Source organism: Kocuria sp. CPCC 205261, assembly GCF_040981025.1.
In the GTDB taxonomy this organism is placed as follows: Bacteria; Actinomycetota; Actinomycetes; order Actinomycetales; family Micrococcaceae; genus Kocuria; species Kocuria marina.
In genome coordinates, this window is sequence record NZ_JAVKPU010000009.1 from 25,382 (window position 1) to 37,152 (window position 11,771).

Genomic DNA, 11,771 nt, shown 5'->3' on the forward strand with positions numbered 1-11,771 from the left:
ATGACGACTGAGATCGCGATCATTGGAGCAGGCATCGCCGGATTGTCCGCGGCCTCGGAGCTGGCGGAACACCGGGGGACTGGCGAGGGAATCCTCGTGGTGGAGGCGGAACGGGACGCGGCCATGCACACGTCCTCCCGGTCCGCGCAGCAACTGATCCCGAGCTACGGTCCGGAACCGGTGCTCGAGCTCACCCGCTGGAGCATTGCCCGGTTGCTCGAAGCTGGCAACTATCTGGCGGCGCCGCTCGCGTGGCCCAGCTCGTTCGTCGTCGCCGGCTCGCCCGAGGACGTGGCCGCCATGACTGTTCCCGGGCTGCGTACCCTTGAGGGCGCCGAACTGTTCGAGCTGTGCCCCGAACTGCGGGTAAACCCGCAGCGCTTCCGGACCGCCGCTGTGGACGAGTCCGCCGTGCGCACGGATGCCACCGCCCTCGTGGCATGGCATCGCGAGCGAGCGCTGGCGGCCGGCGTCGAGATCCGGACGAACAGCCGCGTGACCGATGCCAGGCGGGCCGGGGACCTGTGGGAGCTGACCCTCGACGCCGCCCCGCCGAAGACCGTGCGTGCCGCCACGGTCGTCAATGCCGCGGGTGCGTGGGCGGACGAGGTGGGAGCGCTGTTCGGCGCGGCGCCCCAAGGATTACGGCCTCTGCGGCGCACGGCGGCCCTCGTGACCTTGGCCGAGCCCATGCCGCCGGAACACCCCATGGTCGACGATGCCGCCGAGGACTGGTACTACCGCCCCGACGCCGTGGGCGCCATGATCTCGCTCGGGGAGGCCGAAGCCAGCGAACCGTGCGATGCCCAACCGCACGAGGGCGCCGTCGCCGGGCTGATCGCCACGATCGAGCGGGAGACCAGCCTGCGGATCACGGGCGTGGTCAAGGCGTGGACCGGGCTGCGCACGGAGCGTCCGAGCGACGTCCCCGTGTGCGGCTGGGACCCGGTGGCACCGGGGATGTTCTGGCTCGCGGGCCAGGGCGGGTACGGGTTCCAGACGAGTTCGGCACTCGCCAGGGCCGCCGCGGAACTGGTGCTGCGCGGTGAGGTAGGGGACTGGCTCAGCCCCGCCACTCGCGATGCTCTGGCCCCGGACGGCTCCCCCGATCAGTCCGCGACCCCCAGGTAGCGCGCGAGCCACGCGTACTCCCAGGCCGTGTCCTTCCACTGCGAATAGCGCCCGGACGCGCCACCGTGGCCGCCCGCCATCTCACAGCGCAGCACCACGGTCTCCGGGTGCCGGGCACGAGTGCGCAGGGCGGCGACCCACTTGGCCGGTTCCACGTACAGCACGCGGGTGTCGTTGAGGCTCGTGACCGCCAGGACGGGCGGGTAGTCCGCGTCCCGGAGGTTCTCGTAGGGGGAGTACGAACGCATGTACTCGTAGACCTCGGCCGAGTCCACGGGGTTGCCCCACTCCTCCCACTCGAGGGCGGTGAGCGGTAGCTCGGGCATGAGCATGGACGTCAGCGGGTCCACGAACGGGACCGCCGCGAGCGCCGCACAGTACAGCTCGGGCGCGAGGTTGAGCACGGCTCCCACGAGCAGGCCGCCGGCCGAGCCACCCATCACGGCGATCCGCTGGGCGTCCACGTCCGGGCGGGTGGCGAGGTGGCGGGTGACGGCCACGTAGTCGGTGAACGTGTTGGTCTTGGTGTCCTTCTTACCGTTCTCGTACCACCCGCGACCGAGTTCGCCACCGCCGCGCACGTGCGCGACCGCCCAGATCACGCCCCGGTCCAGCAGCGACAACCGGGACACGGAGAAGCCGGGGTCCGTGCTGATCTCGTAGGACCCGTAGGCGTACTGGAGTACGGGTGCGGGGCGGGTGGGGTCCAGGTCCGCGCGGCGCACGATGCTCACGGGGATCCGGGTCCCGTCCTCGGTCACGGCCCAGTCCCGTTCCACGGTGTAGTCCTGGCTGCGGTACCCGCCCAGTACGGTGGCCTCGCGCCGCAGGACGGGCTCGCCCACGCCGTACTCGTTCGTCCCGGACTCGCCGGGTTCGGCCGTGGGGATGTCGTAGACGCGCGGCGGCGTCACGAAGGACGTGTAGGACACCCGCACCACGGGGTTCTCGTACTCCGCGGAGAGCACGCCACTCGTGTAGAGCTCCTCGTCGAACGCGGCCTCGGCCCCGTCCAGCAGCGACGACGACGCCGCACCGGCCGCCGCGCTCGACGCCGCGGCGTCGTCCGAGTCCGCAAGGCGTCCTGAGCCCGTGTCCGATGTCGAGGGCACGGCCTCGCGTGGGCCCGCAACGATCTCGTCCACCGCGCGGCGCGGGATCAGGCGGACCCGGGGCGTGGTGTCCGCGCGCAGGGCCACGACCAGGTGGGTGGCGGTGGGAACACAGGACTCGATCCGCACGTCCTCCGATGCCGGGATGACATCCGTGAGCTCGAGGTCCGCGAGGGCACGGCCCGCGTGCCCGAGCGGCATGAGGCTCACCCGGCCGTTGGGGGCGTGCGCGTCGTGGGTCAGGAGCACGTAGTCCTGGCCGGCCACCGTGAGGGGTTCCACCTCGTAGAGCACCCGGTCCTCGCGCGAGATCATGACGCGCCAGGGCAGGGAAGCCGGCCCAGCGGTGTAGTCGGACGCATCGGCGACCGGCTCATCCGTGGGGGAGCCGGCCAGCTCGGTCAACGGCAGGATCCGGTACTCGCTGTACTCCGAGCAGGACGAGGACAGCATGAGCCACTGCTTGTCCGCAGAGAGCTCGGCCCCGAGCCACAGACCGGGGTCGTCCTCCTGGAACAGCAGCTCGTCGGACGATGCGTCTTGGCCGATGACGTGCCGGTACACGCGCCACGGCCGCCAGGACTCGTCCACGACGATGTAGATCAGCTGGGAGGCGTCCGGTGTGAGAAACGCGCCGTACGAGGTCTGCTCGATCCGGTCCGCGAGAAGTTGTCCCGTAGCGAGATCCTTGACCTGGATCGTGAACCGTTCGTCACCTGCGGTGTCCTCGGACCAGGCCAACCTGGAGCCGTCCTCCGACACGCTGAAGGCGCCCAGCGCGTAGAAGTCGTGCTCCTGGGATGCGGCGTTAGCGTCCAGGAGGGTTTGTTCGCCGTCCAGTGCGGTGCCCGGTTCCACGGTGGGCGGTGTCCACTGCGCGGGGTCGGTGACCGGGACGCGGCAGAAGATCTGGTGGGCGCCGCCCTCGACCGTGCGCGTGAAGTACCACCAGTCCCCGCGACGCGACGGCACGGACAGGTCCGTCTCGAGCGTGCGGTCCTTGATCTCCCCGTAGATCCGCTCGCGCAGGGGCGCCAGATCCTCGGTCGTGGCCTCCGCGTAGGCGTTCTCGGCGTCCAGGTGCGAGCGCACCTCGGGGGAGTCCTTGTCCCGGAGCCACTCGTAGGGATCGGCGAAGGTGTGCCTGTGGAACGTGCGTTCCACCGGGCGGCTCGGGGCCACGGGATAGGACGGCTGCTCGGAAGTCATGCCCACAGTCTAGGGACGGGTGGGGACGCGCAGACGTGGTCCCGCTCGCGAGCGGCCACAATGGTCCCGTGCAGACTCCCACCCCTTCGCAGCGCGGCATGTCGCGCGCCGACACGTGGCTTCAGATCGTCCTGGTGCTCGGCGTGTCCCTCGGGACGTCCGCGGTCTACGCCGTGCTGGATCTGGCCGAGGTGCTCATGCGGTCCTCGCTGGCCGACACCACGACGACGCTCAACCGGCCCCTGAGCAGCGTCCCCCTGATCGACGCGTTGCGTCAGCTCACGGGCATCGGCTTCGCGCTCGTCCCCGTGCTGCTGGCCCTGTACCTCATGGCCGGGGTGGCGCGGGGGATCCCCGGCGTGCTGTGCAGGATCGGGGTGGATGGGCGCAGACCCGTGTGGGACACGCTGTGGGGAATGGGCCTGTTCGCGGTGATGGGCGGCGGCACCCTGGTGCTCTATCAGGTGGGCCGGTCCCTGGAGATCACCGCGCAGATCACCACATCCACCATGGAGCAGACCTGGTGGGCGGTTTCTTTGCTCGTGCTCTCCGCGCTGCGCCACTCGATCGTGGAAGAGATGATCGTGGTGGCGTTCCTGTGCGAGCGCTTGCGATCCCTCGGATGGTCGTGGTGGCTCGTGGCGGTGGCCTCCGCGGTGGTGCGGGCCAGCTATCACCTGTACCAGGGGTTCGGACCCACGCTCGGGAACCTGGTCATGGGACTCGTGTTCGTGTGGCTCTACCGCCGCGGCGGTCGACTCATGCCGCTGCTGATCGCCCACGCCCTCCTGGACACCGTGGGCTTCCTGGCCCCGCAACTGCTCGCGGGCTGATGCCGGAGACCGGTGGAGCGGCGTCGTCGGCCGCACCGAAGGGAACCAGATCAAATGGTGACGGTGCCGTCCGGGGTGTCGAACGAGACGGCCATGACCCCGGGGGTGCCGTTGGGGGCGCACCAGGTGACGTCCAGCGAGCCCAGGACGTCCTCCACGGGACCGCCGAGCCACTCCGTGACGCGGTCGGGGGAGCCGGCGATCTCCATCCCGCTCAACCGGACGTCCGTGATCCGCGCCTGGGACGGGTGCATCTCGTCCTCGGAATCGAAGTGCACCATGAACGGCAACTGCGGGTCGGAGATCAAACCCTTCACGCCGATCTGATGCCATTCGAGCTGCCGACCGTCGGGGAACAACCGGCCACCGGGCACGGAGGGGCGGCCCAGCTTGGCCTCGAAGGGCGCGAGGTCGGGGACCTCCACGACCCAGCCGAGCCAGCCGCCGCCGGCGTCGGAACGGGCACGGACGGCCTGACCGAACGGCGCCTTCTCCGCGGCGGGGTGCTCGAGCACCGTGACGACCTCCACGTACTGGTGGTCGGTGAGCGGCAGGATCATGTTCCGGGTGCCGAAACGGGGGTGCACACCGCCCTTGACCGGTTCGATCCCCAACCGGTTCGCGATGCGTTCGGTGGTGGCCTCGAGGCCGTCGGGCTGAGCCGCGAAGGAAACGTGATCCAAGTTCATGACGCCATGGTGGCACCGGCCACACGGGCCACCAAATCGAGCGCGAGCCCGGCGAGTGTGTGACCTGCGCCGCCCGGTCCGGTGGGCAGGGCCGGCTCTCCGCACCTCCCGAGACCTGACATCGGGACGGCTGATCCGGGCGGGGACTGTGTTGGTCCAGGTCAACGAGACGCGCGTCTCAGAGGCTGGAGTCCGCAGCATCAGCCGGGGAGTCTCCGACCGGGCCCTCGCTATGTGACCTGAGACCGATATCGATCCCGATCACTACGAGGTGGTTCCCGTGTCCGCAAATGCCGTCGGTTTCACACTCCTGATCCTCCGAGTCGCCCTGCTCCTGGGGAAGTTCGTGCACGTCAAGGTGGGTTGGGTCCAGAGCCTGTTCCTGCCGAGCTCCATCATCGGCGGCGCGATCCTCCTGCTCCTGGGCCCGCAGGTGCTGGGCCGCTTCGACGGGCCGTGGGGCGAGAACGGCCTGTTCCGCAGCGACGAGTACTACCCCGCCGGCACCATGACCAGCCGCCCGTCCTCCGTGGAACCGTTCTCCCTGCACATGTCCATCGCGGCCGTGGCTGGCGGCGTTCACCATCCTGGCGGTGGTCGGCATCGCGTTCAACGTGGCCATTTTCCTGTGGTTGGCACCCCACATCATCGGTCGCTACTAATTCGGGCGCGGTATCGGTGACTTCCGCCAGTCCATGGGTGTGACCGCCACCGGGCTGATCCTCATGCGCGTGGTGGGCCCGGAGGCCAAGACCCGGTGTTCGAGGCGTTCGGTTACAAGCAGCTGGTGTTCGAACCGTTCTTCGGGGGCGGGTTGGTCACGGTGCTGGCCATCCCCGTCATCTACCTGACCGGCGTGCGGCCGTTGTTCTTCGTGATGCTCGCGGTGTTCGTGATCGCGGTGCTCACGGGTCTGTTCTACGTCCATCCACGTGAGATGAAGGACCGGGAACTGCACACCCGGGAGATGGAACAGCAGGAACGAGCGGCCACTGACCCCGAGCCCGCTCGCAGCGTCCCCGGCTTGACTCCCGCCCCGCCGGGTTCGGACAATGAGGTAATAGGTCACGAGAGTCAGCGCGAAGCCCCAGCTAGCTGACCGGCAACCCTCCCTTCCGCGGTGGGGTGCCCTGGGTGAGGACCTGGCCGTGGCGTCGACCGACGTCATGCGGCAAGCGCGGGTCGTTGGTGCCCGGTCACAGCACGGGCACCGTGCGGATCGCCACCGGACCCCTGATCCCTCCGAGAAGGAGTACGGCCATGAGCACCGCTCCCACCCCCGACAATCCCCAGGGCTGGTCGTTCGAAACCCGACAGATCCACGCGGGCCAGAACCCCGACCCTGTGACCGGGTCGCGCGCCCTGCCGATCCACCAGACCACGTCCTTCGTGTTCCCGGACGCCCGCACGGCGGCGGCCCGGTTCGCGCTCGAGGAGATGGGCCCCATCTACTCGCGCCTGACCAACCCCACCACGGAGGTCGTGGAGAACCGGGTCGCGTCCCTCGAGGGCGGCGTGGGGGCCCTGATGGTCTCCTCCGGACAGGCCGCGGCCACGCTCGCGATCCTCAACCTGGGCGGCGCCGGAACCCACGTGGTGGCCAGCCCGTCCCTGTACGGCGGGTCGTACAACCTGCTCAAGCACACGCTGCCGCGCATGGGCGTGGAGACCACGTTCGTCTCGGACCCGGACAATCCCGCGCAGTGGCGGGACGCGGTGCGCGAGAACACCGTGGCGTTCTTCGGTGAATCCATCCCGAACCCCCGCAACGACGTGCTCGACATCGAGACGATCGCCGGGATCGCCCACGAGGCGGGTGTCCCGCTCATCGTGGACAACACGATCGCCACGCCCTACTTGGTGCGGCCCATCGAGTGGGGCGCGGACATCGTGCTGCACTCGGCCACCAAGTTCCTGGGCGGCCACGGCACGGCGATCGGCGGGTTCATCGTGGACACCGGAGCGTTCGACTACTCGCGGGACCCCGAGCGCTTCCCCGGTTTCAACCAACCGGACGAGACGTACAACGGGCTCGTCTACGCCCGCGATCTCGGTGCGGACGGGGCCTTCGGCGTCAACCTCTCGTACATCCTCAAAGCGCGCGTGCAGTTGCTGCGTGATCTGGGGACCTCGATCTCTCCGTTCAACGCGTTCTTGATCGAGCAGGGCATCGAGACGCTGTCGTTGCGCATGGAACGTCACGTGGCCAACGCGCAGAAGGTCGCCGAGTGGCTCGAGGCCCGCCCCGAGGTGCGCTCGGTGTCCTACGCCGGTCTCGAGTCCTCGCGCTGGCACGACCGCGCCCTGAAGTACGCGCCCAACGGTGCCGGGTCGGTGCTCGGTTTCGTGCTCGACGGCGGCCGGGACGCCGGTGTCGCGTTCGTGGACGCCCTGAGCCTGCACTCCAACGTGGCGAACATCGGTGACGTGCGCTCGCTCGTGATTCACCCCGCCTCCACGACGCACGCCCAGCTCAAGGACGAGGAGCAGCTCGCGGCCGGCGTGGAACCGGGATTCGTGCGGCTGTCCGTGGGTGTCGAGGGCATCGACGACATCCTCGCGGACCTCGAGTCCGGATTCGCCGCGGTGGGTGCGCGCGGCGACGCTGCCGGTGACGCGGCGTCGTCGGCGGAGGACACGGGGAACTGACCATGACGGTCGTGGGCAACGGGCCGCGCACGCGGCGCGACGGCGTCGTACGGCGGGCCGAACTCGGCGAGCTCGTGCTCGAGTCCCGGTTCCGGCTGCCGGACGTGCACCTCGCGTACGAGACGTGGGGCGAGCTCGCGGCGGACGGTTCCAACGCGGTGCTGATCGAGCACGCGCTCACGGGTGACACGCACGTGGCGCGCGGTGGCGCGGGACACGAGGACGCCGCGAGCGCTCCCGAGGGCGCGGCCGCCGCGGCGGACGGTTGGTGGGACGGACTCGTGGGCCCGGGTGCCGCGATCGACACGGACCGCTACTTCGTGGTGTGCGCCAACATCCTGGGCGGGTGCTACGGCAGCACGGGACCCGCGAGTCCCGCACCGGACGGCGTCCCGTGGGGCTCGCGTTTCCCGCGCGTGACCGTGCGGGACTCGGTGACCGCGGAGGCCCTGCTCGCTCGGGCGCTCGGAGTCTCCCGGTGGCGGCTCGTGATCGGCGGGTCCATGGGCGGAGCTCGCGCCCTCGAGTGGGCCGTGTCCCACCCGGATCGGGTGGCCGCGTGCGCCGTGATCGCGGCCAACGCGCGCGTGGGTGCCGAGCAGCTCGCGTGGGGACAGGCACAGTCGCTCGCGATCCGCCAGGACCCGAACTTCCGGGGCGGCGACTACTACGCGGGCGAGTACCCGGAGGCGGGTCTGGGGCTCGCGCGGCGGATCGCGCACATCACCTATCGCAGCGCGCACGAGCTGGAGACGCGCTTCGGCCGCGAACCCCAACCCCGTGAGGACCCCGAGGCCACCCACGTCGCGGACCGCGGTCGGTACCAGGTGGAGAGCTACCTGGACCACCAGGCGTCCAAACTCGCGGGCCGCTTCGACGCGAACTCGTACCTGAGTGTCAACGAGACCTTGATGTCGCACGACGTCGCTCGGGGCCGCGGCGAGCTACGGGACGTCCTCGCCCGCACGCGGTGCGAGTGGCTCGTGGCCGCGGTGGACTCCGATCGGTTGTTCTTCCCCTCGGAATCCGCCGAACTCGTGGCTGCGCTACCGGGGGAGCAGGAGCTGCACACGATCACGTCCCCGAGCGGGCACGACGGGTTCCTGATCGAAACTCCGCAGGTGGGCATGTTGCTGCGGGAGACCGTGCTGCGGGATTGAGCAGGGAGCCCTGACGGGTCGGTTTCAGCGGTGAGACCCGGTGGGAACGGGTCGGCTTCAGTGGGCGCGGCCCTGACTGGCGGGACTGGGTGACCCGGCCCCGGGCCGGCTCAGGCCTCCCGGTCCTCGACAGGGATGCCCTCGCCCGCACCGGGGATCGTGGTGCGCCCGAACGAAGGGCGCTTGGCGGTGATGTTGTCCCCCGAGCTGCGACGCCGGATCCGGCGGCCGACCCACGGGACCAGGTACTTCCCGGCCCACACGAGGTCCTCTCGACGCGCCTCGCGCCACGTGCGCGCGGGGCGGTCCCCGAGTTCACCGGGAACCAGGTCGTGCTCGACCCCCAGGGAGTCCAGGACCTCGCACGCGATGAGCTGGTGGCCCAGGGGCGAGAAGTGCAACCGGTCCGGTGCCCACATGGCAGGTTCCCCCAGTTGCTGCAGTCCCCAGAGGTCCACCATCACGGCGTCGTGCCGGGCGGCCACCACGCGCACGTTCTCGTTGAAGATCGCCACGCGCCCGCGGATGCCGCGCAGCACGGGGGTGTTGCCGATGTCCGGGCCGTCGAACATCGTGACCGTGGCACCCGTGGCGGCGAGTTTCTCGATCACGGCGTCGAGCCGCACCGCGATGTCGTCCGGATCCGCACCGGGTCGCAGCATATCGTTGCCGCCCGCGCTGATGGTCACGAGGTCCGGGCGCAGTTCGATGGCCGGTTCCAGCTGTTCGTCCACGATGCCCTGGAAGAGCCGACCGCGGATCGCGAGGTTGGCGTACGCGAAGTCGTCGGTGTGGCGCGCGAGCTCCTCGGCCACGCGATCGGCCCAACCGCGCACACCGCCGGGGACGGCGTCGTCGGGATCGCCGACGCCCTCCGTGAAAGAATCGCCGATCGAGACCATGCGGTGCCAAGGGTGCTTCGGGTCGGAGGGGGCTCGGGAGTGCGTGCTCTTATCCATACCAGGGTTCTAACACACCCGCCTGAACGACTCAGGCCCGCGGGCAGCGCCGGGTGGGCATGTCAGGATGGAACCATGCAACAAGCTCCCCACGTGATCTGGAACAACGAACCGCAGGACCGCGCCGGAACACCCTTGGTGGTCATGTTCCACGGCTACGGTTCGTACGAGGAAGACCTCATGGCCCTGAGCTTCGCGCTACCGCAGGGCTACACGTACGCGTCCGTGCGCGCACCGCAGCGCGCGGGTATGGGTTTCCAATGGTTCCCGTTAGCCGCAGATCTCGCGTTCACCACGGACGCCGTGGTCGCCGCGGCCGAGGCCGTGATCGAGTGGTTGCGCGAAGAGTCCCAGCAGCACACGCACGTCTTCCTGCTGGGGTTCTCCCAGGGCATGGCCATGGCCACGACCGTGGCGCGTCACGTCCCCGAGCTCGTGGACGCCGTCGTGGGGATGTCCGGGTTCGTGGTGCCCGTGGCGCCCGACGACGCCCAGGCGGGGTTCTTCCAAGACGAACGTCTGCGCGCCGAGCCGCTGCGCATGTTCTGGGGCCGGGACCCGGAGGACCCCGTGATCACCTCGGTGCTCGTAGACGGCACCGCCGAGTGGGCCAACGATCACACCGAGCTGACCAAGATCCAGTACCGGGGCATCGGTCACGGGGTGTGCCCGGAGGAACTCGCGCACATCAAGGAGTATCTCCAGGCCGCCGTGGACGCGACCTCGTAGGGCGTCAGCCCGTCACGATGCGCACGGGCGGCAGCTCCGCCCCGACCACCGCGATCACGTCTCCGGCGTGCAGTTGCGCGCCGCGGCGCAGTTCCACCGCGCCGTTGACCGTGACCTGCCCCTCGGACACCAAGTGCTTGGCGTGTTGGCCGTCCTCCGCGAGGTTCGCGAGCTTGAGCGCTTGGCCCAATCGGATCATCTCGTCACGGATCGGGAGTTCTTCGTAGTCGTCGTGATGCATGGGTCCATCCTCGCAGGCTCGGGAGTAGTCTTCATCGGTGACCTCTTCCACCCCCGTCCGCCGTCGCGCCCCCACTCCACACGCGCCCGCCCGGAGCCCGCTCGTCCTGCTCACGGGGGTCGTGCTGAGTATCCTGGCGGGGTCGTGCCTGGCCGTCCAGTCGCGGTTCAACGGCGCGCTGGGCCGCGCCATGGGGGACCCGTACCTCGCCGCGCTCGTGAGCTTCGGGATCGGGTTCGCAGTGTTGCTCGTGGGCTCCGTCCTACTGCCTGCGGGCCGGCGCGGCGCGGCGCGGTTGCCGGGCGTGCTGCGCACGCGGCGGATCCGCTGGTGGTACTTCCTGGCCGGGGTCTTCGGCGCGTACCTCGTGATCGCGCAGACGCTCACGACGGCGCTGCTGGGCGTGTCCGTGTTCATCCTGGGTCTCGTGGTGGGCCAGTCCCTGGGCGGGATGCTCGTGGACCGGTGGGGGATCGGCCCCGGCGGGATGCAACCGCTGAGCCGCTACAGGGTGCTCGGTACCGTCCTGATCCTGGCCGCCGTGGCCGTGGCCATGGTGCCGCGGTTCTCGGCGGGTTCCCTGCACATGTCCACCCCGGCGCTCGTGGGCGCGGTGGCGTTGCCGGTTCTGGCGGGTGTGCTCAACACGGTGCAGACGGCGTGGAACGCTCACATTGCCGCGGCCACAGGGACGCCCCTCACATCCACGCTCACGAACTTCGCGGCCGGGACCGTGGCACTCGTGGTCGTGGCCGGTGTGGCCCGCTGGCTCACGCGCCCCGGACCCGTGCAGTGGCCCCACGAGTGGTGGCTCTACACGGGCGGGATCCTGGGCATCGTGTTCGTGGCCGCCGGGGCGGTGCTGGCCCGGCACGTGGGTGTGCTGCAGACCAGCCTGGGGCTCGTGACGGGCATGCTGCTTGGGGCGCTCGTGCTCGACGTCGCCGTGCCCACCGCGGCCACCGTGGTCACCCCCGTCACGGTCGCGGGCACGCTGGCCACCCTCGTGGGCCTCGTGGTCGTCACACTCCCGTGGGGTTCACGCCGCCTTTCCTGAGG

Annotated in this window: 12 protein-coding genes and 1 riboswitch; of the genes, 8 read left to right on the top strand and 4 right to left on the bottom strand. The window is 70.0% G+C overall.

Annotated elements, in window-relative coordinates:
• Window positions 1-1,131 carry an NAD(P)/FAD-dependent oxidoreductase gene (locus RF646_RS09720; RefSeq protein WP_368835852.1) on the top strand — a complete coding sequence of 377 codons (1,131 nt, stop codon included), beginning with the start codon at window positions 1-3 and terminating at the stop codon, window positions 1,129-1,131.
• Here the strand turns inward: RF646_RS09720 and RF646_RS09725 are convergent.
• Window positions 1,110-3,452: a S9 family peptidase gene (locus RF646_RS09725; RefSeq protein ID WP_368835853.1), complete on the bottom strand. Its 2,343-nt coding sequence runs from the start codon at window positions 3,450-3,452 to the stop codon at window positions 1,110-1,112. The two genes, RF646_RS09720 and RF646_RS09725, sit on opposite strands and share 22 nt — an antisense overlap.
• 68 nt (window positions 3,453-3,520) lie before the next feature.
• Here RF646_RS09725 and RF646_RS09730 point away from each other — a divergent pair, with 68 nt between their 5' ends.
• Entirely contained in the window at window positions 3,521-4,285 is a 765-nt protein-coding gene (locus RF646_RS09730; protein WP_368835854.1) for a CPBP family intramembrane glutamic endopeptidase, read from the top strand.
• Window positions 4,286-4,335: 50 nt separating this feature from the next.
• Here the strand turns inward: RF646_RS09730 and RF646_RS09735 are convergent, their stop codons facing one another.
• Window positions 4,336-4,974, bottom strand: a complete 639-nt coding sequence (locus RF646_RS09735; RefSeq protein ID WP_064846920.1) for a VOC family protein — start codon at window positions 4,972-4,974, stop codon at window positions 4,336-4,338.
• Window positions 4,975-5,254: 280 nt separating this feature from the next.
• Between RF646_RS09735 and RF646_RS09740 the strand changes: the two genes are divergently transcribed.
• From RF646_RS09740 to RF646_RS09755, 4 genes are all read left to right on the top strand, one after another.
• On the top strand, window positions 5,255-5,656 hold the full coding sequence (locus RF646_RS09740; RefSeq protein ID WP_368835855.1) for a hypothetical protein: 402 nt from the start codon (window positions 5,255-5,257) through the stop codon (window positions 5,654-5,656).
• A gap of 75 nt (window positions 5,657-5,731) precedes the next feature.
• Complete coding sequence (locus RF646_RS09745) at window positions 5,732-6,073, top strand: hypothetical protein (protein ID WP_206051947.1); 342 nt, start codon at window positions 5,732-5,734, stop codon at window positions 6,071-6,073.
• Window positions 6,038-6,158: riboswitch (SAM riboswitch) on the top strand. Its footprint overlaps the gene before it by 36 nt.
• A 76-nt stretch (window positions 6,159-6,234) precedes the next feature.
• Window positions 6,235-7,623: a bifunctional o-acetylhomoserine/o-acetylserine sulfhydrylase gene (locus RF646_RS09750; protein ID WP_098053327.1), complete on the top strand. Its 1,389-nt coding sequence runs from the start codon at window positions 6,235-6,237 to the stop codon at window positions 7,621-7,623.
• 2 nt (window positions 7,624-7,625) lie between these two features.
• On the top strand, window positions 7,626-8,783 hold the full coding sequence (locus RF646_RS09755) for a homoserine O-acetyltransferase (protein ID WP_085106630.1): 1,158 nt from the start codon (window positions 7,626-7,628) through the stop codon (window positions 8,781-8,783).
• A 110-nt stretch (window positions 8,784-8,893) separates the two neighbouring features.
• Here the strand turns inward: RF646_RS09755 and RF646_RS09760 are convergent, their stop codons facing one another.
• Window positions 8,894-9,742 (bottom strand): SGNH/GDSL hydrolase family protein, encoded by an 849-nt coding sequence (locus RF646_RS09760; protein ID WP_085106631.1) that lies wholly within the window; start codon window positions 9,740-9,742, stop codon window positions 8,894-8,896.
• A gap of 75 nt (window positions 9,743-9,817) precedes the next feature.
• Here RF646_RS09760 and RF646_RS09765 point away from each other — a divergent pair, with 75 nt between their 5' ends.
• Window positions 9,818-10,471, top strand: coding sequence for an alpha/beta fold hydrolase (locus RF646_RS09765; RefSeq protein ID WP_318545631.1), 654 nt, complete (start codon window positions 9,818-9,820; stop codon window positions 10,469-10,471).
• Window positions 10,472-10,475: 4 nt separating this feature from the next.
• Here RF646_RS09765 and RF646_RS09770 read toward each other — a convergent pair whose 3' ends face one another.
• Window positions 10,476-10,712: an RNA-binding S4 domain-containing protein gene (locus RF646_RS09770; RefSeq protein WP_064846925.1), complete on the bottom strand. Its 237-nt coding sequence runs from the start codon at window positions 10,710-10,712 to the stop codon at window positions 10,476-10,478.
• A 37-nt stretch (window positions 10,713-10,749) separates the two neighbouring features.
• On the opposite strand from RF646_RS09770, the gene RF646_RS09775 reads away from it, so the two are divergent.
• Window positions 10,750-11,769 carry a DMT family transporter gene (locus RF646_RS09775; protein ID WP_368835856.1) on the top strand — a complete coding sequence of 340 codons (1,020 nt, stop codon included), beginning with the start codon at window positions 10,750-10,752 and terminating at the stop codon, window positions 11,767-11,769.
• Window positions 11,770-11,771 lie beyond the last annotated feature (2 nt).